This is a genomic window from Pseudomonas sp. P9_2 (genome assembly GCF_034008255.1).
GTDB classification, from domain to species: Bacteria; Pseudomonadota; Gammaproteobacteria; order Pseudomonadales; family Pseudomonadaceae; genus Aquipseudomonas; species Aquipseudomonas synxantha_A.
The window spans coordinates 4,794,460-4,818,614 of record NZ_CP125376.1 but is presented as its reverse complement, the minus strand read 5'-3'; the positions used below and the strand labels follow the sequence as shown (position 1 = coordinate 4,818,614).

Annotated in this window: 16 protein-coding genes; 10 read left to right on the top strand and 6 right to left on the bottom strand. The window is 57.8% G+C overall.

Annotation, left to right across the window (positions count from 1 at the left end; genetic code table 11):
* The first annotated feature begins 246 nt into the window (after positions 1-246).
* From QMK52_RS21405 to QMK52_RS21385, 5 genes are all read left to right on the top strand, one after another.
* Positions 247-3,744 (top strand): response regulator, encoded by a 3,498-nt coding sequence (locus QMK52_RS21405; RefSeq protein ID WP_194438196.1) that lies wholly within the window; start codon positions 247-249, stop codon positions 3,742-3,744.
* Positions 3,745-4,575, top strand: a complete 831-nt coding sequence (locus tag QMK52_RS21400; protein ID WP_171905487.1) for a CheR family methyltransferase — start codon at positions 3,745-3,747, stop codon at positions 4,573-4,575.
* Complete coding sequence (locus QMK52_RS21395) at positions 4,572-5,171, top strand: chemotaxis protein CheB (protein ID WP_005788283.1); 600 nt, start codon at positions 4,572-4,574, stop codon at positions 5,169-5,171. The genes QMK52_RS21400 and QMK52_RS21395 overlap by 4 nt, the downstream gene beginning before the upstream one ends.
* Positions 5,165-6,358: a hybrid sensor histidine kinase/response regulator gene (locus tag QMK52_RS21390; protein WP_005788284.1), complete on the top strand. Its 1,194-nt coding sequence runs from the start codon at positions 5,165-5,167 to the stop codon at positions 6,356-6,358. The genes QMK52_RS21395 and QMK52_RS21390 overlap by 7 nt, the downstream gene beginning before the upstream one ends.
* Positions 6,359-6,436: 78 nt before the next feature.
* Positions 6,437-6,814, top strand: a complete 378-nt coding sequence (locus tag QMK52_RS21385; protein ID WP_005788286.1) for a response regulator — start codon at positions 6,437-6,439, stop codon at positions 6,812-6,814.
* 40 nt (positions 6,815-6,854) lie between these two features.
* Here the strand turns inward: QMK52_RS21385 and QMK52_RS21380 are convergent, their stop codons facing one another.
* The 5 genes from QMK52_RS21380 to QMK52_RS21360 all read right to left on the bottom strand — a co-directional run bounded on the left by QMK52_RS21380 (position 6,855) and on the right by QMK52_RS21360 (position 17,064).
* Entirely contained in the window at positions 6,855-11,480 is a 4,626-nt protein-coding gene (locus QMK52_RS21380) for a YopT-type cysteine protease domain-containing protein (RefSeq protein ID WP_320403374.1), read from the bottom strand.
* 253 nt (positions 11,481-11,733) lie between these two features.
* A complete protein-coding gene (locus tag QMK52_RS21375; protein WP_005788290.1) occupies positions 11,734-13,404 on the bottom strand; it encodes an ATP-binding protein in 1,671 nt (556 codons plus the stop codon).
* Positions 13,401-14,903 carry an ATPase domain-containing protein gene (locus tag QMK52_RS21370; protein WP_005788292.1) on the bottom strand — a complete coding sequence of 501 codons (1,503 nt, stop codon included), beginning with the start codon at positions 14,901-14,903 and terminating at the stop codon, positions 13,401-13,403. The genes QMK52_RS21375 and QMK52_RS21370 overlap by 4 nt, the downstream gene beginning before the upstream one ends.
* A 132-nt stretch (positions 14,904-15,035) precedes the next feature.
* Positions 15,036-16,094 (bottom strand): HEAT repeat domain-containing protein, encoded by a 1,059-nt coding sequence (locus QMK52_RS21365; protein WP_005788294.1) that lies wholly within the window; start codon positions 16,092-16,094, stop codon positions 15,036-15,038.
* Between the two features lie 76 nt (positions 16,095-16,170).
* The gene (locus tag QMK52_RS21360) at positions 16,171-17,064 is read right to left on the bottom strand and encodes a bestrophin family protein (protein ID WP_005788297.1); all 894 of its coding nucleotides are present in this window, start codon (positions 17,062-17,064) and stop codon (positions 16,171-16,173) included.
* Between the two features lie 245 nt (positions 17,065-17,309).
* Between QMK52_RS21360 and QMK52_RS21355 the strand changes: the two genes are divergently transcribed.
* Genes QMK52_RS21355 through QMK52_RS21335 form a run of 5 tightly spaced genes read left to right on the top strand, consistent with a single transcriptional unit; the run spans position 17,310 to position 22,866 of the window.
* Positions 17,310-18,959 (top strand): AMP-binding protein, encoded by a 1,650-nt coding sequence (locus QMK52_RS21355; RefSeq protein ID WP_320403373.1) that lies wholly within the window; start codon positions 17,310-17,312, stop codon positions 18,957-18,959.
* A 21-nt stretch (positions 18,960-18,980) separates the two neighbouring features.
* Positions 18,981-19,748 (top strand): SDR family NAD(P)-dependent oxidoreductase, encoded by a 768-nt coding sequence (locus QMK52_RS21350; protein WP_005788301.1) that lies wholly within the window; start codon positions 18,981-18,983, stop codon positions 19,746-19,748.
* Positions 19,749-19,759: 11 nt separating this feature from the next.
* On the top strand, positions 19,760-20,944 hold the full coding sequence (locus QMK52_RS21345) for an acetyl-CoA C-acyltransferase (RefSeq protein WP_005788302.1): 1,185 nt from the start codon (positions 19,760-19,762) through the stop codon (positions 20,942-20,944).
* A 9-nt stretch (positions 20,945-20,953) separates the two neighbouring features.
* Positions 20,954-22,081: an acyl-CoA dehydrogenase gene (locus QMK52_RS21340; RefSeq protein ID WP_194438198.1), complete on the top strand. Its 1,128-nt coding sequence runs from the start codon at positions 20,954-20,956 to the stop codon at positions 22,079-22,081.
* 11 nt (positions 22,082-22,092) lie between these two features.
* On the top strand, positions 22,093-22,866 hold the full coding sequence (locus QMK52_RS21335) for an enoyl-CoA hydratase (RefSeq protein ID WP_005788307.1): 774 nt from the start codon (positions 22,093-22,095) through the stop codon (positions 22,864-22,866).
* A gap of 136 nt (positions 22,867-23,002) precedes the next feature.
* Here QMK52_RS21335 and QMK52_RS21330 read toward each other — a convergent pair whose 3' ends face one another.
* Entirely contained in the window at positions 23,003-24,154 is a 1,152-nt protein-coding gene (locus tag QMK52_RS21330; protein ID WP_005788309.1) for an acyl-CoA dehydrogenase family protein, read from the bottom strand.
* Position 24,155 lies beyond the last annotated feature (1 nt).

The following is a 24,155-nucleotide window of genomic DNA, read 5'->3' as shown; positions in this document are numbered from 1 at the left end:
TCCTAATGGAGCCTCCTTGTCCCGAGACGCCCTCCTGAGTGGGGGGGTGGATGGGGCAGGTTCCGATACTTCCTACTCCGCTGTGTGAGAAATAACGTCAATAACCGAATGTAAAATAGGCAAAGCCATGGCGTACTTTTTGCTCGCGGGTGATGATTCCTGTGTATTTCGGCCGTAGAAAAATAGCGTTCAAGCGCCACTTTGGGGCAAACTCCCGGTTTTTCCGCACTTGGCCAAGGCATGCCCATGACTCCCGCTTCGTCCGTCGATGAAAAGAGCTTTCGTACCCTGTTGAGCCGAAACGTGGCCCTACCGTTGGGCGTGGGTGTGCTCAGTGCGGTATTTTTCGTCTGCCTGATCACCTATTTACTGTCGGTGATCCAGTGGGTGGAGCACACCGACCGGGTCATCAATAACCTCAATGAAACGTCCAAGCTGACCGTGGACCTTGAAACCGGCATGCGCGGTTTTCTGATCACCGGTGACGAGCATTTTCTCGACCCTTATGAAGTGGCCAAGCCGCGAATCATTGCCGACCTGCGTAATTTGCAAGACCTGGTGGCGGACAACCCCCAGCAGGTCGACCGCCTCAAACGCCTGGAAGCCTTGCAGAACGAGTGGAACACCTACGCCCAGTCGATGATTGATATGCAGCGCCAGAACGGTGACTACCGTGGCGCCGTCAAGGCTGGCCGTGGCAAACGCCTGACGGACGAGATTCGCCGGGAGTACGAAGACGCGGTGGCGATGGAGCAGCAGTTCCGCATCACCCGGAACCAAGAGGTCACCCGCACGACGGTGCTCAGCGTCACCCTGTACCTGGTGTTCGTACTGGGACTGAGTGGTTTTCTTGCTTATATCGGTAGAAAGAATTTAGTTTCACTTTCAGATAGTTACAGTAGAAACCTCGCGTCACAACAGAAGATTGCGCAACGCCTCGAACAGCAAGCCTGGCTACGCAATGGCCAGACCGAACTGGCTGAACAGGTGCTTGGCCAGCTGACCCTGAACATGCTCGGGCGCAACATCCTGCAGTTCTTCGCCCAGTACATGGGCTCGGCCGTTGCCGCTCTATATGTGCGCGAAGAGCACGGCGGCCTCAAGCGCGTGGCCACTTATGGGTTCTCCCGCGAGCAAGAGCAGCAGGAGCAGTCGATCTATAGCGACGAAGGCATCGTCGGGCAGGCCGCCCAGCTGGATCGCCTGATTCGCCTGGACGATGTGCCGGTGGATTACTTCAAGGTCAGCTCCGGCCTGGGCGAAGGCGCTACCCGCAGCGTGCTGGTGATGCCGACCAGCGATGAAGACCGCGTCAACGGCGTGGTTGAACTGGGCTTCCTGCGTGCGCTGGATGAGCGCGATGTTGAACTGCTGGAACTGATTGCCGGCAATATCGGCACCTCTATCGAAGCCGCTCGCTATCGCCAGCGCTTGCAGGAAGTACTGGCCGAAACCCAACAGCTCAACGAAGAGCTGCAAGTGCAGCAGGAAGAACTCAAGACCGCCAACGAAGAGCTGGAAGAACAGTCGCGTATCCTCAAGGAATCCCAGGCCCACCTGGAAACCCAGCAGGCCGAGCTTGAGCAGACCAACGAGCAACTGGCCGCGCAGACCCAGACCCTGGCCGAGCAGCGCGACGCCATGGATCGCAAGAACATCCAGCTCAATCAGGCCCAACTGGAGCTCGAAGACCGCGCCGATGAGTTGCAACGCTCCAGCAAATACAAGTCCGAGTTCCTTGCCAACATGTCCCACGAGCTGCGCACCCCGCTGAACAGCTCGTTGATCCTGGCCAAGTTGCTGGCAGAGAACCCTCAGGAAAACCTCAGCGCCGAGCAGGTCAAGTTTGCCGAGTCGATCTATTCGGCCGGCAATGACTTGCTCAACCTGATCAACGACATTCTGGATATTTCCAAGGTTGAAGCCGGCAAGCTGGAAGTGCGCCCGGAGAACTCCAGTGTGGTACGCCTTGTCGACGGCCTGCGGGGCATGTTCGAGCCGCTGGCGGCAGATCGCAAGCTGGGCTTTGAGGTGGACGTGCAGGAGGGTGCACCGACTTTGCTGTTTACCGATCGGCAGCGTCTGGAGCAGATCCTCAAGAACCTGTTGTCCAACGCCATCAAGTTCACCGAACAGGGTGAGGTCAGCCTGACGGTCTCCAGGGCGCCAGGGGAGGGCATTGCCTTTACCGTGCGCGACTCCGGCATCGGTATCGCCCTGGACCAGCAAGAAAGCATCTTCGAAGCCTTCCGCCAGGCTGATGGCACCACTAATCGCCGTTATGGCGGCACCGGCCTGGGCCTGTCCATTTCCCGCGACCTGGCGGCGTTGCTCGGCGGCTACATCAGCGTGACCAGCGAACCAGGCAAAGGCAGCATTTTCACGCTGGTATTGCCGGAGCAGTACGTGGAGCGTGAGGAAGACGCAGCACCTATCGAGCAACCGCGCCAAGCCGTGGTCGCGCCAAACCCTGCACCGGTGAAGATTTCTCCGCTGCCAGTCACTGATACCCAGCAGATCCCACGTTTTGCCGATGACCGTGAAAAGGCCCCTTTCAGCACCCGCTGCATCCTGGTGGTGGAAGACGAACCCAACTTCGCGCGCATCCTGTTCGACCTGGCCCACGAGCTGGGCTACCACTGCCTGGTCGCCCACGGCGCCGACGAAGGCTACAGCCTTGCCGAGGAATACATCCCGGACGCGATCCTGCTGGACATGCGCCTGCCAGACCATTCCGGGCTGACCGTGCTGCAGCGTCTCAAAGAGCACGCCAACACCCGGCACATCCCCGTGCACGTGATTTCCGTGGAAGACCGCGTCGAAGCTGCCATGCACATGGGCGCCATCGGCTATGCGGTCAAACCCACCACCCGTGAAGAGCTCAAGGACGTGTTCGCCCGCCTGGAAGCCAAGCTGACCCAGAAGGTCAAGCGCGTGCTCCTGGTAGAGGACGACGATCTGCAACGTGACAGCATTGCCCGCCTGATCGGCGACGATGACATCGAGATCACGGCCGTAGGCTTTGCCCAGGAAGCCCTCGACCTGCTGCGCAACAACATCTACGACTGCATGATCATCGACCTCAAGTTGCCGGATATGCTCGGCAATGAGCTGCTCAAACGCATGGCCACCGAAGATATCTGCTCGTTCCCGCCGGTAATCGTCTATACCGGGCGTAACCTGACCCGCGATGAAGAAGCTGAGCTGCGCAAGTATTCCCGCTCGATCATCATCAAGGGTGCACGCTCACCTGAACGCCTGCTGGATGAAGTCACACTCTTTCTGCACAAAGTCGAATCCCAGCTGTCCGATGACCGCCAGAAGATGCTCAAGACGGCCCGCAGCCGCGACAAGGTCTTTGAAGGGCGCAAGATCCTGCTGGTGGACGACGATGTACGCAATATCTTCGCCCTGACCAGCGCCCTGGAGCACAAGGGCGCCGTAGTGGTTATCGGGCGTAACGGACGCGAAGCTATCGACAAACTCAACGAAGTCGAAGATGTCGACCTGGTATTGATGGACGTGATGATGCCCGAGATGGACGGTTACGAGGCCACGGCCTTGATCCGCCAGGACCCGCGCTGGAAAAAACTGCCAATCATTGCGGTGACGGCCAAGGCCATGAAAGACGATCAGGAACGCTGCCTGGCGGCCGGGTCCAACGACTACCTGGCCAAGCCGATTGACCTGGACCGTCTGTTCTCGCTGATTCGCGTATGGCTACCGAAGATGGAACGTATTTAAGTGGAGCAGTGTTTTTTGGACAAAAGCAGCGACATTGAGCTGCGCCTGTTGATTGAGGCGATTTACCTCAAGTACAGCTACGACTTTCGTGACTACTCCGGTGCGTCGGTCAAACGGCGCGTTGCCCACGCGTTGCGCCAGTTCGACTGCGCGACTATTTCGGCGCTGCAGGAGCGGGTGCTGCACGACCCGGCAGCGTTCATGCAGTTGCTGCAATTCTTGACGATCCCGGTGAGCGAAATGTTTCGCGACCCGTCGCACTTCCTGGCCATCCGCCAGGAAGTGGTACCGCTGCTCAAGACCTACCCGTCGATCAAGATCTGGATCGCCGGCTGCAGCACGGGCGAGGAGGTATACTCCATGGCCATCCTGTTGCGCGAAGAGGGGTTGCTGGAGCGCACGATCATCTACGCCACGGACATCAATCCGGCATCGCTGGAGAAAGCCAAGCAGGGCATCTTCTCCCTTGAGAACGTTCGCGCCTACACAGCCAATTATCAGCAGGCAGGCGGGCAACGTTCATTCGCCGACTATTACACCGCAGCCTACGATTATGCGATCTTCGACAAGACGCTGCGCGAGAACGTGACCTTCGCCGACCACAGCTTGGCGACCGACAGCGTGTTCTCAGAAACACAATTAATTTCATGCCGTAACGTATTGATTTATTTCAATAAAAAGTTGCAGGATCGCGCATTCGGATTGTTTCATGAGTCGCTGTGTCATCGTGGCTTTCTCGTCTTGGGCAGCAAGGAAACCCTGGATTTTTCTGCCTACAGCAAGCAATTCGAACCCTTGGTCAAACAGGAACGGATCTACCGAAAATCATGAGCGAGGCGCATGACCCCCCGATGCGTGGGATTGAAGCTATCGTTGTCGGCGCTTCCGCCGGCGGCGTTGAGGCCCTGCTGAGCATTTTTGGTGAACTGCCTGTGACCTTCAGCCTGCCGATCATCGCCGTGCTGCACCTGCCGGATGAGCGTCGCAGCCAGTTGGCAGAAGTCTTTGCGCGGCGCTTGAGCATTCCGGTCAAGGAAGCCCGGGACAAAGAGGCGGTCGAGGCGGGCACCTTGTATTTTGCCGGGCCTGGTTATCACTTGTCGGTGGAACATGACCGCAGCCTGTCCCTGAGCCAGGAAGACCGTGTGCACCACTCACGGCCGGCCATCGACTACCTGTTTGCCTCGGCTGCCGATGTGTACGGGCCGCGCCTGCTGGCGATCCTGTTGACCGGCGCAAACCAGGACGGCGCGCAGGGGCTGGCCCACGTCAAGCAATCCGGCGGCACCACCATCGTGCAGGACCCCAAACAGGCACGGATCGCCGTGATGCCCCTGGCGGCCCTGGCCTTGCATACACCTGACCATATTCTTTCCTTGAGCCAGATCGGCTCATTGCTGGCTTCCCTGGAACCCTTCCCATGTTAAGTACTGTCCAGGCCAAACTGCTGATCGTCGACGATCTGCCGGAAAACCTGCTGGCCCTTGAAGCGCTGATCAAGCGCGAGGATCGCCAGGTCTTCAAGGCATTGAGTGCCGACGAGGCGTTGTCCTTGTTGCTGGAACACGAATTCGCCATGGCGATTCTCGACGTGCAGATGCCCGGCATGAACGGTTTCGAACTGGCCGAACTGATGCGCGGCACCGAAAAGACCAAGAACATTCCCATTGTGTTCGTCAGTGCCGCCGGCCGCGAACTCAACTATGCCTTCAAGGGCTATGAAAGCGGGGCGGTAGACTTCCTGCACAAGCCGCTGGACATCCACGCGGTCAAGAGCAAGGTCAATGTGTTCGTCGACCTGTATCGCCAGAGCAAGGCGATGAAGCTGCAAGTCGAGGAACTGGAGCGCAGCCGCCGCGAGCAGGAGCTGTTGCTCACGCGCCTGCAGGCTACACAGGCCGAGCTGGAACAGGCGGTGCGTATGCGTGACGACTTCATGTCGATTGTCGCCCACGAAGTGCGTACGCCTCTGAACGGTCTGATTCTGGAGACCCAGCTGCGCAAGATGCACCTGGCCCGTGACAACGCTGCCGCGTTTACCCTGGACAAGATGCATGCGATGGTCGACCGCGATGAGCGCCAGATCAAAAGCCTGATCCGCCTGATCGAAGACATGCTCGATGTGTCGCGCATCCGCACCGGCAAACTGTCCATACGCCCGGCGCATTTTGATCTGGCGCAACTGGTGCGCAACCTCGTACATAACTTCGAACCACAGGTCGCCGCTGCCGAGTCGTCGATGCAGTTGGTGGCCGACGAGGCTGTGGAAGGCAACTGGGATGAGTTTCGTATCGAGCAGGTGATTACCAACCTGCTGACCAATGCCCTGCGCTACGGGGCCAAAAGCCCGGTGGATGTGCGGGTGTATACCGAGCATGGCGAGGCGCGTGTGGAAGTGCGCGACCGTGGCATTGGTATCAGTGAAGCCAACCAGAAGCGCATTTTTCAGCAGTTCGAACGGGTTTCCGCCAACCATGCCGCCGCTGGCCTGGGCCTGGGGTTGTTTATTTCCGAGCAGATTGTTGCTGCCCATGGCGGCACCATTGAGGTCGAGAGCCAGATAGGCGAGGGCGCCCTGTTTCGGGTGTGCCTGCCCCTTGAGGCGGCTGCGTGAAATCAATCGTCAGCTCAACGCAACCTCTGCGTGACCCCATGGTCGTAACTGCAGCAATTGACCGGACAAAGGCTTCCCATGAGTGAAGATGCGCAAGATGTCGTACTGATCGTCGAGGATGACGAATCCATTATGTTTGTGCTGGGTGAATACCTGGCAGGTTTGGGCTACCGGGTCTTGAAGGCGATCGATGGGGAGCAGGCCTTTGAAATCCTTGCGACCAAGCCGCACCTGGACCTGATGGTCACCGATTATCGCCTGCCTGGCGGGATTTCCGGGGTGCAGATTGCCGAGCCGGCGCTGAAGCTGCGACCGGAACTGAAAGTGATTTTTATCAGCGGCTACCCGCAGGAAATTCTCGACTGCAACAGCCCGATCACGCGCAATGCACCTATCCTCGCCAAGCCGTTTGATTTGGATACGTTGCAAGAGCATATCCAGCGGTTGTTGGCCTGAAGCAAGCGGCGCCATATCGGGCGCCGCGCATTTCATTCAATCAAGGCTGGGCCTTCTTAACGTTTGCGTTTAGTTCACTCGCAGGGGTGTAAGCATATTGTCGCTTGACATTTTCCCCAAGTCCGTCGATGAAATCTTGAAGACCTTTGTGGTTGCCATCGCTAATTTTATAGACGCTGATTCCGGCGCTGGTCTGTGGAAGATTGCCACTCTTGATCATCGCCGCATCAAAGCTCAGGTTATTAGTATTGAAAAGGAATAACTCATTATTGCTGGTTTTTTGTATATACACCGTGTGAGAGAAATCCCCTCCTTCATTGGCATACTTGAAGTTAATAAATCCCGACTCTGTAATGTCAGCGGGATTGAAGGTGGTTTTCAGGCTGTCGGGCTTGATGCCCATGAGTTCAAGGTAGCCGGCTGAATAGTTATTACCGCCTTTGCGATTTGTGGCGGCTACAACGGTGTCGAATACCTGAGGCGAAAGGGTTTTTTCAGCTTGCCCCACGCGTATGGAAGCTTCGTAACAAATCAGCCATCGGTTGCCAGGGTGCGCATGCAGCTTCTCCAAGTTGAGCCTCAGTTCTTCGTTAGTGAGGTTGCGCGGTCTACCCGAAGGGGTCAGTGGCACGTCATATAATGGCTTCACCTCTGAGCTGAGTACACTGTTTTTTTGCAGCCAGGTGTCATCATGATCAAAAACCTTAAACTCAAGAGCGTTCCTGTCAAGGCTGTGAGTTTTATATTGAACATTCAGTTTTTTATCATGGAAAAGTTTCTTCAAGCCACCTTCCATGGCCTCGGCGCTTGAAAACGTTGCCACACCGAAATTTGGGTCATAAAACCAGAATAGCTTTTCGCCCTCTGTTACCTTGATCCCAGCTGACACTGCATGGCCCGGCGTATCGATCATTATCGATTTTTGAACCGGCGAATCGCTCAATTCTTTTATCATGGCTTGATAGGAAAGCTGCCGAGGAGTTTTCCCAGCGTGGAAAGCGGTCTGGCCGCCTACTTGAGTCTGAAGTTTGGTTAGAGCTTGAATGAACTTGCGTGAGGCTGGGTCTGTAGGAAACGCCGCGGCGGTGTAGAGATTTTTAATGAGTTGCGCCTCCTTTCCTTCCTCCATTGCCATCGCCATTACACGGGACAGCGCAGCACACTGCCCGTCAGACAGCTGTAATGTCTCAGTCAGGTAGACAACTTGCGGCACAGGGATCACGTTGCCGAAGCGAGGTTCTATATTGTCAATAAATCGCGCCGAACCGGAGCGCCCAAAACCGTACGCAATATCATCGTATTTTTTTGCAATAATGCCTACTTGCTCAGCAGTGAGTGTGCTGTCGCCAGCCAACTTCATAATGTCTTCTATTTTTTTAGCTCTGTCCAGTCCAGGCACCTTGCTATAAGCGCCGATATAGTAACCATTATCAAACTCCGCTGTTCCCCGATGCTTTATAACGCTTCCTTTCCACTTGTTGACTATCTCATCGCTTATTTTCTTTTTGGGGTCCGCCGCACTCGCCCAGTTCCCAAATTCTTCCACATTTATTCGCGGAGAGGGTAAGAAGTCTTTGAGGGGAAGCCCGTAGGGTTGCCGGGTAACTGTATCGATGGCATACCATTTGCCATTCTTCTGTGCTGCGACAGTTTCAACGAGTTCTCCATGAATTCTAGCGGTTCCTATCGCGCCGGAATCAAAACCTTTCAACGCTTTTATCGCCTTATAGGTTTCCGGCATAGTCCATTTGATGACTTTTCGGGTGGCTAGTTTGGCCAGGTTTTTTCCGGCAGTTGCAACGCCGCTCACTAGCGTGCCAACGCCGTCCAGTGGATTAAGTGCACCGATGATGCCACGACGGAAAATCTTGGCACCATACTTGAAGTATCGGGATGCGGATGATCCTATCTTCAGGGCTTTTACGCCCTTTGCGGCCGCGTTGAACGAAACGAAAAAACCGAACACATCAAGGGCCAGGTCAACGATACCTTCGCCAACGTTGCCCTTCGCAAAATTATTGACCGCAGAGTAAAACGGAACAAGGTTCAGGAAAAAATCACCTATTTTTTTATTGGTCGATACTTCTGTATCGAACGTCGTCATACCCTTAGCTATTTCTTTATACGACTGAATGTCGGCAATTTTCAACTTTGCATCCGCGATGTAGCGTGTTCGCTCGCTAAAGTAACTCCTGGGTATCTTGGTGTCGTTTTTTTCATCAAGCAGTTTGTCTGTATAGTTACTGGCAGGGGCAATGGGTGTAAGCAGGTCGAAGCTGTCTCCAGGCTTCATTCCGGGTGGAATAGGCGAACTGCTTGTAGGGGGCGAGCCGATTTTTGCGTCATTCAAATCATCGCGTTTTATAATGGTGTTCTTATGCCAGTCTATTTCATAAGTGTGCGTTTTTTCATCGAGCCTACTACGCAAAAATATTTTTCCCTCATTCCTTGGATGACTCTTTAATTGCCCTGTGGTAGCGGGAAGATTAACGACAGAATGTTGAGCAACGGTGAGCTGCCCATATTCAATCATTTTCCGGTCAGACAGGGGCAGCGATGAAATCAAGTTTTTGGTTTGCGCACTGATTGCCGCTTCATGGTCATCAACGTAAGCGGAAAACTCATGTTCAAATTCAGCCTTTAGAGCTGATACTGACGAAGTTTCCGTGCTCAGTCTTGCTCGAATGGCGGGCAGGCTTATTTTGCTATTACTTGACCGCCATTGTATATCGTCCGGTTTGAGCCTGTTCGTCAGGTACAAATCCACTACCGAATAAGGACCAGGGGAGTCATGATGAGCGGTATCACGAGTGATGCATTTATCTTGAAGATCTTCCAGAGATAAATGTGGTAGAAGCGATTGCAAGTATTTCGCCACTTTTTTCTGAAACTGGGGCATCTGCGTTGCAAGCGTAGTCGACGCTGCGCTCAACTCAGCCACCTGTTTATTAAATGCGTTGCGCACCTCATCCATCTGAGCGCCTGTATACACATCCTCGCCGTTGACGTCCAAGATGCCGTTTACGATACCCCAGTCTTTCAGCGCGTCACTTTGTGCAAGCTGTTCAACGAGCTTTTCCTGAGGATAAAGTGGTATTTGTTCAGCACGGGTCATCACCTGTGCAAATGTCATTTTACTGGTGGAACCAGGTGCCTGGGCTTCGATACGCGCCACCGCAGTGCTGAAACTGACCCATGTGTGCGAGCCAAATTTAACTTCCTCAGGTATATTTTTAACCAAAAGTTCCGGCGCTTTGCGAGACAATAGTACAAACACAGCGAGAGGGGCGGTTCGGGCCGTGGCTTTTCCTTCACGGATCAAGTGTTCACTCAGGGCGCTTCGTATAGCGGATGCACTTTTCCCTCCAAGGTGGGGGGTGGCCAAGTTGAATCCAGCGACCGTGGTTCTCGTTGAAGCGTTTGGGTTCGTGAACACGCTTTCGCTGTCCAAGGAAGTTTGGAGCGCGGCAAGCATCCACTCCATGATAGTGTCAGGCGAAGCTATTTCGCCCAGCTCTGACCTAGCTCTCATGCCCAACAATCGTGCTTTAGTGGACTTGAAAATATCGTTAAGCACTTGATGAGGATTATCGTTGAGGGCGCTGGCGTCCCAGTGAACGTTACGGGTCCAATGAGCGAGCAAATTGTTGTCTTGCGTATCTTTCAAGTCGTGGCGAATGACAGAGTGGAGCTTGCGCTGATCTTCGTTGCTTAGCAGCGTTGGCCAGGAAAGCGCACCGCCCAGATCTCCGAGAGCAGGCTTAACCGGGGGGACACCCATCAGTGCTTTGGCCACCCCCACAAGTTGATCATAGCTTGTGGGAATCTCTATACCTTGATCTTCCATAAACTGATGCAGGCTTACAGTCGCCCCTGGCATCAGATTGTGTTCTCGAAAATAGGATGAGGCGGGGTCTACAGTGAATACCGTATTTTTCAACGCCTCCCGTTGGTCCGGTCCAAAAGGCTGTGCGCGTTCTTCCTGAGTGCTATAGGGAATTGCGGAGTTCGATAGCCTTCCCAGCTTTGCAACAAGACTGGCGGTTATCTGGCCACTCACGGCCCTACGATTATTAAAGTCACCCAGTTCGGTCTGTTGCAGACTGAGGTTCTCCCTGAAAGGGCTATGCAAATCTGCTGGTTCGAAAGGGGGCCCCTCCAGCACTTGATCAGCATACTCTTTCAAGATTTCTTTTTGAGCGGGCTTGGGGGTGGAGCCATCAAAGGGAACATGCTTGTGATAAAAGAAACCGATGTCTTGCGCCTGTGCGGTATCTTTCTCCCCGATCGTAACAACCCCGCCGTACGGCGTCAGCGCTTTGACGGCACTCATGAGCAGAGGCCAGCCAGGAAAGTCGTATACGCTTACAGCGCCGCCGGCCCAGTCGGAAATGATGGTGCCATTGCGGGCATCAATCTTGATGGGGGAGGATAGGTCAATGTTCTTATCGGCTGCCCAATCCTTCATTGCGCGGCTTTCAATAATATCATGCAGATGCCTTCGCCATTGTCCGAAGGAAGAGTTTGGCGGGATGTCTATCTTTAACTTTTTATAGTCCAGATTCTGCTCTTGAATGACCGGACTTTTTAGTGCATTTGCGTACCTCCTGGTTAGGGTCCAGTCCCCCGCTGCCTGAGGTGTTTCATCAGAGGACTCGCTAACCACGGGAACCTCTTCCATTGGAGACGGAGAGGCGGTGAGCGCGCGTGCGTTGTGCCCAACAGGTGGGGTTTCGATCTGGACAACCAACGGGCTTGCGGTGGAAGAGGACGTTATCACTGACGGAATTCTCTTAGTCGATGCTGATTGAAGTATTTTTTCATACGAAACTCGCTATCGTTTCGTGGAAAAAAACAGGCATCGATTCCATCTGTTCAACATCGATCCATGACAATTCGTTACATAGCGGCGTGCATGTCTACGCCTGGATCATCTCCCGCACCTTGGCCGTCAGTAAATCAAACGTGAACGGCTTGGTGATCAGCTGCATTCCCGGGTCCAGGAAGCCACCCCGTACGGCCGCGTGCTCAGCGTATCCGGTAATAAAGAGCACCTTCAGCTCTGGACGAGCCTGGCGGCCAATTTCGGCCAGTTGCCGGCCGTTCATTCCCGGCAGACCGACATCGCTGATCATCAGGTCAATGCGCTGCTCGGACTCAATGATCGGCAACGCCGTATCCGCGTCACCTGCCTCGACGAACCCGTAACCCAGTTCTTTGAGCACAGTGCTGACCAACACCCGTACCGCGGGGTCATCCTCGACGATCAATACAGTCTCACCCGTCGTAGCAAATGGTAGCGACGTTGGATTGAGCGGCTCCTGGGGCTTCATCTCGCCGACAAATCGCGGCAGGAACAAACTCACCGTGGTGCCTTTACCAATCTCGCTATGAATCGTCACATGACCGTGGGACTGGCGAGCAAAGCCATAGATCATCGACAGCCCAAGCCCCGTGCCCTGGCCGATCGGCTTGGTGGTGAAGAACGGATCAAACACCCGACCCATCAGGTGTTCCGGGATACCACAGCCGGTATCACTGACGCTCAGTTCTACATAATCACCCGGCTTTAACGTGCCGTAAGCGGCAGTGAACACGCTGTCCAGGTGCCGATTGGTGGTTTCAACCGTCAGGCGGCCGCCGCCGGGCATGGCATCGCGAGCGTTGATCACCAGGTTGAGCAGGGCGCTTTCCAGTTGATTGGGGTCGGCTTCGGCGGTCCACAAGGCACTGTCCAGACGCATGTCCAGGGCGATGCTTTCATTGATGCTGCGTTGCAGTAACTCGCCCATGGAACTCACGAGCTGGTTGATCGCCACAGGCTTGGAGTCCAGGGACTGGCGACGCGAAAACGCCAGCAGGCGATGGGTGAGGCTCGCAGCACGGTTGGCAGAGGTCACGCCCAGGTCGATCAGGCTGTCCAGGTCATCCAGCTTGCCGCGGGACACGCGCCTGCGCAGCAATTCCAGGCTGCCGATAATTCCGGTGAGCATATTGTTGAAGTCATGGGCGATACCGCCGGTCAACTGGCCGACGGCTTCCATTTTCTGCGATTGGCGCAACGCTTCTTCGTTGTTGCGCAGTTGCGCAGTGCGTTCTTCCACTTGCTGTTCGAGGGTTTCCAGGGTGCGCTGCAAATGCAATTCACTCTGGCTCAAGTCGATCAGTCGGTCGCGCGCTTCGTATTGGCGTCGACGACCGCGCAGGGCAGTGCTGACCAGGCTGATCAGCGTCACAGGATGAAACGGGCGTTCAAGGAACGTGACGTTGCCCAGTAGCCCGCTCAAGTGTGAAGAGCCGTTTTGTTCACTGCCGCCGTGATGGGTCATCAACACAATGGGCAGGTCCGACCAGGCCGGCTGTTGGTGCAGGAACTCCAGCAAAGGTTCCAGGTTCACGCCACGCAAGGCTTCAGCCGCAATGATGAGCAGGCCGGCACCCTCGTTCAGCGCTGCGCACAAATCTTCAAGACTGCCGGCAACCACACCTTGGTAACCGGCTTCATTGAGCATCATCAGCGCGAGTGAGCTGTCTCGTCCCAGGGGCGCAAGGATGATGGCTCGTTCGAAGGCAGAAGGAGGCGGAGTCACACGTCCTCTTCCTTGAGCAGGGGTGAACCGGCGCCCATGTAGGTCGGAATGCCGCGCAACACGCCCTGGAAATTATCCAGTGGTTGGCCGACGGTCATGCCGCGACTGCTGATACGGTACTCACGTATGGTCGACTCGTGGGAACCCGTGCGTTTCTTGATAATGGAAATCGCGCGGCGGACCTTGCCCAGTGCTTCGAAATAACGCAGCAAGATAACGGTGTCGGCCAGGTAGGTGATGTCTACCGGGGTTTGCATATCGCCGACCAGGCCATGCTGGGCAACGGTCATAAAGGTCGCAGCGCCGCGGCGGTTGAGATAGAGCAGCAGTTCGTGCATATGCAGGATCAGTGCGTTTTCTTCCGGCATCGCCGCTTGATAACCATTGATACTGTCGATTACCACCGTCTTGATACCGCGTTCGTCCACACAACGTCGTACCCGATGGGAAAACTCACCCGGGGACAACTCGGCCGCGTCCACCTGTTCGATCAACAGATTGCCGGTCGCTTGCATAGCCTCCAGGTCAATACCCATGTTCTTCATGCGCTCGAACAGCAGACCCATCTCTTCGTCAAAGATGAACAGTGCGGCCTTTTCTCCGCGCTCTACGGCGGCGGCGGCAAAAATCATCGAGATCAAGGATTTGCCGGTACCGGCCGGACCGAGGATCAGACTGCTGGAGCCGGTCTCGACACCGCCGCCCATCAAGGCATCCAGTTCGGCAATGCCGCTGCTCATGGTTTGCCGTACATAGCCACCACGGTGCTCGGCCGCCACCAGACGCGGGAACACATGTACACCGTCTCCCATGATGGTGAAGTCGTGGAAGCCGCCCCGGTATTTCTGCCCGCGGTACTTAACGATTCGCACACGACGGCGTTCGGCGCCGTAGTCAGGGGTCAACTCTTCCAGGCGGATGACGCCGTGAGCCACGCTGTGCACGGTTTTGTCGAGAGACTCGGTGGTCAGGTCATCGAGCAGCAGTACCGTGGCGTCATAACGCACGAAGTAGTGCTTGATCGCCAGGATTTGCCGGCGATAGCGCAGCGAGCTTTGCGCGAGCAGACGGATCTCCGACAGACTGTCGACCACCACGCGGGTCGGTTTGACGCGTTCCACCACTTCGAAAATCTGCCGGGTGGCTTCGCCCAGCTCCAGGTCGGAGGAATACAGCAAGCTCTGCTGATGCTCTGCATTGAGCAAGCTTTCGGGCGGGGTCAATTCGAAGATATGGATATTGTCGTCCAGGTCCCAACCGTGGGATTTGGCACCTTGGCGCAGTTCCCGCTCGGTTTCTGACAAGGTGATATACAGCGATTTTTCACCTTTTTTCGCCCCTGCCTGCAAAAAGTGCAGGGCGACGGTGGTTTTACCGGTGCCCGGCTCACCTTCAAGGAGAAACAAATGGCTACGTGATAGCCCGCCGGAAAGAATGTCATCAAGACCTTCGATGCCGGTGGCCGCCTTTTCACTTAAAAGCGCATTGGATGTAGACAAGAAGTGCCCTCAGGTCACGTACAAGTTGGGTGCACGCCGAAGGGGCGCGCCATATTCACTTGACCGTAACGGCATGTGGCGGTTCAACGTTTCTTAATAATTGCAGCTGTGTAGGAGCGCGCAAGCTCGTTCCTACAGGCCTTGCTGCAAGGCCGGATCATCCGGGTTCTGCTGCTCCAACTGTGCCAGCAGCACCTGGACGTTCTGCAATTGGCCGCTCTCTTTCCAGTAATTGACCAGCAGTACCCGTGCTTTGCGATTGGCCGGGTGGCGCTGAACGATCTCTTCCAACTGACGCTGGGCCGCCTCCAGTTCATCCTGGTCGTGCAGTGTGGTGGCCAGGTCAAAGCGATAATCCTGGTTGTCCGGCTCAAGCTCCACCGCCTTGGACAGGCCGAGCAAGGCATAGGGGCGCTCGCCGTGGTGCAGCAACCACATGCCCAGCGCGTGTTGCAGGTAGGCCGACTCCGGATGCGCCGCCAATTGCTGCGCCAACAGTTGGCGCGACTCCTCGGTCTTGCCTTGCTTGTCCAGCAGTTCGATTTGCGCCACGCCTGCTTGCAGGTTGTCCGGCTCCAGGCGCATTGCCTGTTCCAGAGCGTCTTGCGCCGGTGCCAGCATCGCGCTGTGGATGTACAGGCGCGCCAGTTGGATCCAGCCTTGCGCGGTTTCGGGCTGGGCCTTGAGGGTCTTCACAAATTCGTCGAGTACCTGCTGCAAGGGGCCGAAATACAAGCCCAGGGTGTCTGGCGACAGACCGAGCAGGGCATTGGCAGCAGCAAAGCGCACAGCCTGTTCGGGATCATCCAGTACCGGACCGAGCAACAGGGTGCGCTGGCCGCTAGGTACCAGGCCGACGATGCTGTGGATCGCCGCTTCGCGAACCATTGCAGATTCATCGGCCAGGTCTTTATCCGCCAGCTTCAGCGCTTGGGGGCTGGGGTAATTGGGCAATTGGGCGTGCAGGGCGGCACGGCGCTCAGGCGACAGATCAGGCCGTCCCAACTGTTGGTACAACACGCGCGCAGCGCCCGGCTCACCGTTTTGGGCCTGTTTCAACGCCTTGGAATAACCGTGGGCAATGGCGGGCGCCACGGTGACTTGAGGGGTGCGAGAGAAAAACCAAGTGATCGACACGATCAACAACAGGGCGCACAGGCCGATGATGGAGTTACGGCGTGACTTTGACATGCGGGCGTCCGAAAGCTGTGGTTGCTAGTGCAAAGCCATCAGCTTCGGTCAGTGCAGGGCCAGTGTCAAACCGGCGTCAGGTCAGCACGTACTCCACCGGTTGCGGCGCAGCAGGCAAGTCGACTTCACCGAGGGCCGCCAGGATCTCGCGCTCCAGGGTTCGCAGGATGGCATCGCACGGCAGGTCGTTTTCGTCAAAGCCAAACGGGTCTTCCAATTCATCGCCGATCGCATCCAGACCAAAGAAGGTGTAGCTGACGATCGCGGTGAACACCGGCGTCAACCAGCCCAGCGGTTCGGCCATGGCGAAGGGCAACAGGATGCAGAACAGGTAAATGGTGCGGTGTAGCAGCAGGGTGTAGGGGAAGGGCAGCGGAGTGGTCTTGATACGCTCACAGGACGCCTGCACCTGGCTGAGGCCGACCAACCGAGCTTCCAGCTGGGTGTAGCGCCATTCACTGATCACACCCTGCCGGGCCAGCACGCACAACCGCGCACCGAGCATCTGCAGCACGCTGTCAGGCAAGTTGGGGTGGCTCGCGCGCACGGTAACCCAGGGCTGCATGGCGCGCACCTCATCTTCATGGCGCAAATGCGCGATCAAGCCATGGGCAAAACCGCATAGCTCACGCAGCAACTCGGCCCGCTCGGGAGTATCGCCGAGCACCTGGGTTTCACGAATCAGCGAGCGTACCTCGATGATCATCTGCCCCAGTTGCTTGCGGCCTTCCCACCAGCGGTCGTAGCAGGCGTTGTTGCGAAAACTCATGAAGATCGACAACGACAAGCCCAGCAAGGTAAAGGGCGTAGCGTTGACCTTGGAAAAATAGGCGGGGTGCAGGGTTTCCACCAGCACGATGACCGAGGCCAGCAGCGTGACCATCAGGCTGCGCCAGGCAATGCGCTTGGCAATCGAGCCCTTGAGGGAAAACAGGATGCCCAGCAGGTTGGGCTTGGGGCGAACGATCATGGCAGGCTTCTGTGAGGGTGCAGGCATCAGGGTAGAAGCTGGCTTGCAGAGCGTCCAATCACTTGGATCGACCGTTTGATCGGTGGGATCAATGATCGGCGTACCCGCCGGTAGCAGGATTGGCCAAACCAGTCAGCCAAGTTGAAGGCTTTGACCATTGCCCCTGCAGCGCTCTGGAGCGACTATTTCAGCCGATTTATCCAGTTAAAAAGTCCTGAAAATAAAAATACAGAAGGATTGAAACGATGCGTGAGTATTTGGCCGCCACCACCGAGTTTGATTATCAGCGCACTGTCGATGCCGCACTGGCTGGCAACCTGCAGGCGCTCAATGCCTGCGTGGAGTGCTGTGACCGCCACGCGCTGCCAGGGCGCATCGCGTTGTTCTGGGAGGGTCGGGACGGGCGCAGCGCCACGTCGACCTTTACCGAATTGCAGGATCAGGCCGCACGCTTCGCCAACTTCCTCCTGGCCCAGGGCGTCAAGCGCGGCGACAAGGTGGCGGGCCTGCTGCCACGTACGGCCGAGTTGCTGGTGGTGGTGTTCGCAACCTGGCGCATTGGCGCGGTATATCAGCCGCTGTTTACCGCCTTCGGCCCCAAGGCCATTGAACATCGCCTGACCAACTCCGGCGCGGCGCTGGTGGTCACCGACGCGGTGAACCGCCCCAAGCTGGCCGAAGTCGCCGGCTGCCCGACCATTGTCACGGTCACCGGCGCCAAGGGCGAGGGCATCGTGCGTGGCGACTATAGCTTCTGGGCTGAGCTGCCCAACTACTCCAACGTCTGCGAGCCGGTATTGCTGGGCGCGGAGGATCCGTTTCTGCTGATGTTCACTTCGGGCACCACCGGTCCATCCAAAGCACTCTCGGTGCCGCTCAAAGCCATTGTCGCGTTCCAGGGCTATATGCGCGACGCCGTGGACTTGCGCCCTGAAGACGCGTTCTGGAACGTCGCCGACCCCGGTTGGGCCTATGGCATCTATTTCGGTGTGACCGGGCCGTTGTCCATGGGGCATCCGATTACCTTCTACGACGGCCCGTTCACCCTGGAAAGCACCTGCCGGGTCATTAATAAATACGCGATCACCAACCTGACCGGCTCGCCCACGGCGTATCGATTGCTGATTGCCGGCGGCGAGCAGTTCGCCCGTTCAATCAAGGGCAAGCTGCGCATCGTCAGCAGTGCCGGCGAGCCGTTGAACCCGGAGGTGATTCGCTGGTTCGCCGACAACCTGGAGGTGACCATCCACGACCACTACGGTCAGACCGAACTGGGCATGGTCTTGTGCAATCACCACGGCCTGACGCATCCGGTGCATGTGGGCTCGGCGGGGTTCGCTTCGCCCGGGCACCGCATCGTGGTGCTGGATGACAACCACCAGGAACTGCCAGCCGGGCAGCCCGGCATTCTGGCCATCGACCGCGAGCAATCGCCGATGTGCTGGTTTGCCGGCTACGACGGTGTGAAGACCAAAGCCTTCGTCGGCAAGTACTACCTCAGTGGCGATACGGTGGAATTGAACCCCGACGGCAGTATCAGTTTTGTCGGGCGCAGCGATGACGTGATTACCTCTTCCGGCTACCGCGTGGGGCCATTCGATGTCGAAAGCGCCCTGGTCGAACACCCGGCGGTGGTCGAGGCCGCCGTGGTCGGCAAACCTTGCCCTGAGCGTACTGAACTGGTGAAAGCCTTCGTGGTGATCAGCGAGCAATACCGCGCCACCCCGGAACTGGCCGAAGAGCTGCGCCTGCATGTACGCCAGCGCCTGGCCGCCCATGCTTACCCACGGGAAATCGAATTTGTCAGCGACTTGCCCAAAACCCCGAGCGGCAAGCTGCAACGCTTCATTTTGCGCAATCAGGAAATAGCCAAGGCCCAGGCGGCCGTGGCTTGACCCCTTTCAAAGGAAACAACGATGCAGATTGAAAACAAGGTATTTCTGGTCAGCGGCGGTGCTTCTGGCCTCGGCGCGGCCACGGCTGACATGCTCATCGCGGCCGGCGCCAAAGTCATGCTGGTGGACTTGAACGCTGACGCCGTTGCCGCCAAGGCCACGCAACTGGGCGACAACGCTCGTAGCACCGTGGCAGATATCTGCCAGGAAGCCGCTGCTGAAACTGCCGTGAAGGCAGCGGTGGAGGCGTTTGGTGGTTTGCATGGCCTGATCAACTGCGCCGGTGTCGTGCGCGGCGAGAAAATCCTTGGCAAGAACGGCCCGCATGGGCTGGCCAGCTTTGCCCAGGTGATCAACGTCAACCTGATCGGCAGCTTCAACCTCTTGCGCCTGGCCGCTGCGGCGATCGCAGAAACCGAAGCGAATGCCGACGGCGAGCGCGGTGTGATCATCAATACCGCCTCGGTGGCGGCATTCGATGGGCAGATCGGCCAGGCCGCGTATGCCGCGTCCAAAGGTGCGATTGCCAGTTTGACGTTGCCCGCCGCACGGGAACTGGCGCGTTTCGGCATCCGCGTGATGACCATCGCGCCGGGCATTTTCGAAACCCCGATGATGGCCGGCATGACCCCGGAAGTTCGCGACTCCCTGGCCGCTGGCGTGCCGTTTCCACCGCGCCTGGGCAAACCCGCCGAATATGCCGCGCTGGTGCGACATATCCTTGAAAACAGCATGCTCAATGGTGAGGTGATCCGTCTCGACGGTGCCTTGCGTATGGCCGCCAAGTAAGGAATGCCTGTATGAACGACCCTATTGTGATTGTCAGCGCTGTGCGCACGCCCATGGGCGGGTTCCAGGGCGACCTCAAAAGCCTGACCGCACCGCAGCTGGGCGCTGCAGCGATTCGTGCCGCCGTTGAACGCGCCGGTATCGCCACCGATGCGGTGGACGAGGTGTTGTTTGGCTGCGTACTGCCGGCCGGGCTCGGGCAGGCACCTGCACGCCAGGCGGCCCTGGGCGCCGGGCTGGACAAGGGCACCCGCTGCACCACCCTGAACAAGATGTGCGGCTCAGGCATGGAGGCGACGATTCTCGCCCACGACTCATTGCGCGCCGGCAGCGTCGATGTGGTGATCGCCGGCGGCATGGAAAGCATGTCTAACGCACCGTACCTGCTGGATCGTGCACGCAGCGGCTATCGCATGGGCCACGGCAAGGTACTTGACCATATGTTTCTCGATGGCCTGGAGGATGCCTACGACAAGGGCCGCCTGATGGGCACCTTTGCCGAAGACTGCGCCGAGCACAACGGCTTTACCCGGGAAGCTCAGGATGCCTTCGCCATCGCCTCGCTGACGCGCGCGCAGGAGGCCATCACCCACGGCAGCTTCGCCAGCGAGATCGTCCCGGTGCAGGTCACCGTGGGCAAGGAACAAAAAACCATCCTGCACGATGAACAACCACCTAAAGCCAGGCTGGACAAGATCGCCAGCCTGAAGCCGGCGTTCCGTGAAGGCGGCACCGTCACCGCGGCCAACTCCAGCTCGATCTCCGACGGCGCCGCGGCATTGCTGCTGATGCGCGAGTCGGACGCCCATAAACGTGGCCTCAAGCCGTTGGCGGTGATCCACGGGCACGCCGCGTTTGCCGATGAGCCGGGGCTGTTTCCGGTGGCGCCGGTGGGGGCGATTCGCACTTTGATGAGCAAGACCGGTTGGCGCCTGGAAGACGTCGACCTGTTCGAAATCAACGAAGCCTTTGCCGTGGTCAGCCTGGTGACCATGAGCAAGCTTGCGATCCCTCACGACAAGGTCAACGTGCATGGCGGTGCCTGCGCCCTGGGCCATCCTATTGGTGCTTCGGGTGCGCGGATCCTGGTGACACTGCTCTCGGCCCTGCGCCAGAAGGGCCTCAAACGTGGCGTCGCGGCCATTTGTATCGGCGGCGGTGAAGCCACGGCCATGGCCGTTGAATGCCTCTACTAAGGATGACTTATGCTGCCCAATGACGAACAACTGCAAATCAGCGACGCCGCCCGGCAATTTGCCCAGGAACGCTTGAAGCCGTTCGCCGCCGAATGGGATCGCGAGCATCGCTTTCCCAAGGAAGCCATCGCTGAAATGGCCGAACTAGGCTTTTTCGGCATGTTGGTGCCGGAACAGTGGGGCGGTTGCGACACCGGCTACCTGGCCTACGCCATGGCCCTGGAAGAAATCGCCGCAGGTGACGGTGCGTGCTCGACCATCATGAGCGTGCACAACTCGGTGGGCTGCGTGCCGATCCTCAAATTCGGCAATGACCAGCAAAAGGCCCAATTCCTCACGCCCCTGGCCAGTGGCACCATGCTCGGTGCCTTTGCATTGACCGAACCCCAGGCCGGTTCCGATGCCAGCAGCTTGAAGACCCGTGCACGCCTTGAAGGCGATCACTATGTGCTCAATGGCTGCAAACAGTTCATCACCTCCGGGCAAAACGCCGGGATCGTGATTGTGTTTGCCGTCACCGACCCGGCAGCGGGCAAGCGCGGGATCAGTGCCTTCATCGTACCCACTGACTCTGTGGGCTACACCGTGGCGCGAGTCGAAGACAAGCTCGGGCAACATGCTTCCGACACGTGCCAGATCCTGTTTGAAGACGTGAAGGTGCCCGTGGCCAATCGCCTGGGCGAGGAGGGCGAGGGCTACAAGATCGCCCTGGCCAACCTTGAGGGTGGCCGTGTCGGCATCGCATCCCAGTCGGTGGGCATGGCCCGCGCCGCCTTCGAAGCAGCCCGCGACTATGCCCGTGAGCGGGAAAGCTTCGGCAAACCGTTGATCGAACACCAGGCCGTCGCCTTTCGCCTGGCGGACATGGCCACGCAAATTGCCGTGGCCCGGCAGATGGTGCATTACGCCGCGGCCCTGCGTGACAGCGGCAAGCCGGCGTTGGTGGAGGCGTCCATGGCCAAGCTGTTTGCTTCGGAAATGGCCGAGAAAGTCTGTTCGGCCGCCTTGCAAACCCTGGGCGGTTACGGTTACCTGAGCGACTTTCCCCTGGAGCGGATCTACCGCGATGTGCGGGTCTGCCAGATTTACGAAGGCACTAGCGATATTCAACGCATGGTCATCTCACGCAATCTATAAGGAGCCGATACATGAGTTATGAAACCATCCTGCTTGACGTCCAGGGCCGCGTCGGGCTGATTACCCTCAACCGCCCGCAGGCGTTGAACGCCTTGAACGCGCAACTGGTCAGCGAACTGAACCAGGCGCTGGATAAGCTGGAGGCCAACCCAGAGGTCGGCTGCATCGTGCTCACCGGCTCGAAAAAAGCCTTTGCGGCCGGCGCCGACATCAAGGAAATGGCCGAGCTGACTTACCCGCAGATCTACATGGACGACCTGTTCAGCGACAGTGACCGTGTGGCCAACCGCCGCAAGCCGATCATTGCGGCGGTGAATGGCTTTGCCCTCGGTGGCGGCTGTGAACTGGCGTTGATGTGCGACTTTATCCTGGCCGGTGACAGTGCCAGGTTCGGCCAGCCGGAAATCAACCTCGGCGTGCTGCCGGGCATGGGCGGCACCCAGCGCCTGACCCGCGCCGTGGGCAAGGCCAAGGCTATGGAAATGTGCCTGACCGGGCGCTTTATCGACGCCGTCGAAGCCGAGCGTTGCGGGATCGTGGCGCGTATCGTGCCGGCCGATGAGTTGCTGGACGAAGCGCTGAAAGTCGCTGCCCTGATCGCCAGTAAGTCAGTGCCGATCAGCATGATGGTAAAGGAGAGCGTGAACCGCGCCTTTGAAGTCAGCCTGTCCGAAGGCGTGCGTTTTGAGCGCCGGGTGTTCCACGCGGCGTTCGCGACCCAGGATCAGAAGGAAGGCATGGCCGCATTCGTGGCCAAGCGGGCGCCGGAGTTCAAGGATAAGTAAAACGCTGTGGGAGGGGGCTTGCTCCCGATGGCGGTGGATCAGTCAGCACATCAGCTACTGAACCACGGCCATCGGGAGCAAGCCCCCTCCCACATTTGAACTGCAGCGTTTGACACAGTTTTTTGCAGTGTGTCAGTCAGAGCTGGTAGTGCTTGAGCTCCCTGGCAATCACCATCCGCTGGATCTCGCTGGTGCCTTCGTAAATCTGCGTGATCCGCGCATCCCGGTAGTAACGCTCCACCGGATAGTCTTCCAGATACCCATACCCGCCATGAATCTGCATCGCCTTGGAGCAGACCCGCTCGGCCATTTCCGAGGCAAACAGCTTGGCCTGGGACGCTTCGGACAAGCATGGTTTGCCGGCACTGCGCAGGCGCGCCGCGTGGAGAATCAGCAAGCGTGCTGCGTTCAGCTGCGTTTGCATGTCAGCCAACAGGTTGGCCACGCTCTGATGTTCGATGATCGCCTTGTCGAACTGCACGCGATCCCGGGCATAAGCCAGCGCTGCTTCAAAGGCGGCGCGGGCGATGCCCAATGCCTGGGCGGCAATACCGATGCGCCCACCTTCCAGATTGGACAGGGCGATTGCCAGGCCCTTGCCGCGCTCACCCAGCAGGTTGGCTTGCGGCACGCTGCATTGGTTGAGCGTAACGGCACAGGTGTCCGACGCACGAATGCCCATCTTGTGTTCGGTGCGGTCGACCACAAAACCCGGGGTGTCGGTAGGCACCAGAAACGCTGAAATACCCTTCTTGCCCAATTCCGGATCGGTCACCGCAAACACGATGGCCAACCTGGCGCGCTTGCCATTGCTGACAAATTGCTTGGCGCCGTTGATCACCCACTGGCCGTCTTTCAATTCTGCACGGGTGCGCAGGTTGTGGGCTTCGGAGCCGGCCTGAGGTTCGGTCAGGCAGAAGCAGCCGATGGCCTGGCCGCTGGCGAGTTCGGCCAGCCATGTGTGTTTTTGCTCAGCTGTGCCGTAGTTGAGGATAGGCCCGCAACCCACTGAATTATGGATACTCATCAAGGCGCCCGTGGCGCCGTCACCCGCAGAAATTTCCTCCACGGCCAGCGCGTAGGCCACGTAGTCCACATAGGTGCCGCCCCATTCTTCAGGGACAACCATGCCGAGCAGGCCCAGTTCGCCCATCTTTGCCACCAGTGCGTCGTCGATCCAGCCGGCTTTCTCCCAGGCTTGGGCATGGGGGGCAATTTCGCCACGGGCGAAGTCCCGCGCCATGTCGCGGATCATGATTTGTTCTTCTGTGTATTCAAGATCTTGCATG

Bases quoted from the DNA above. Each gene is read 5' to 3' on its own strand.
- QMK52_RS21405 (WP_194438196.1), top strand. From the start codon at position 247: ATGACTCCCGCTTCGTCCGTCGATGAAAAGAGCTTTCGTACCCTGTTG.
- QMK52_RS21395 (WP_005788283.1), top strand. From the start codon at position 4,572: ATGAGCGAGGCGCATGACCCCCCGATGCGTGGGATTGAAGCTATCGTT.
- QMK52_RS21390 (WP_005788284.1), top strand. From the start codon at position 5,165: ATGTTAAGTACTGTCCAGGCCAAACTGCTGATCGTCGACGATCTGCCG.
- QMK52_RS21385 (WP_005788286.1), top strand. From the start codon at position 6,437: ATGAGTGAAGATGCGCAAGATGTCGTACTGATCGTCGAGGATGACGAA.
- QMK52_RS21365 (WP_005788294.1), bottom strand. From the start codon at position 16,094: ATGTCAAAGTCACGCCGTAACTCCATCATCGGCCTGTGCGCCCTGTTG.
- QMK52_RS21360 (WP_005788297.1), bottom strand. From the start codon at position 17,064: ATGATCGTTCGCCCCAAGCCCAACCTGCTGGGCATCCTGTTTTCCCTC.
- QMK52_RS21355 (WP_320403373.1), top strand. From the start codon at position 17,310: ATGCGTGAGTATTTGGCCGCCACCACCGAGTTTGATTATCAGCGCACT.
- QMK52_RS21350 (WP_005788301.1), top strand. From the start codon at position 18,981: ATGCAGATTGAAAACAAGGTATTTCTGGTCAGCGGCGGTGCTTCTGGC.
- QMK52_RS21345 (WP_005788302.1), top strand. From the start codon at position 19,760: ATGAACGACCCTATTGTGATTGTCAGCGCTGTGCGCACGCCCATGGGC.
- QMK52_RS21340 (WP_194438198.1), top strand. From the start codon at position 20,954: ATGCTGCCCAATGACGAACAACTGCAAATCAGCGACGCCGCCCGGCAA.
- QMK52_RS21335 (WP_005788307.1), top strand. From the start codon at position 22,093: ATGAGTTATGAAACCATCCTGCTTGACGTCCAGGGCCGCGTCGGGCTG.
- QMK52_RS21330 (WP_005788309.1), bottom strand. From the start codon at position 24,154: ATGCAAGATCTTGAATACACAGAAGAACAAATCATGATCCGCGACATG.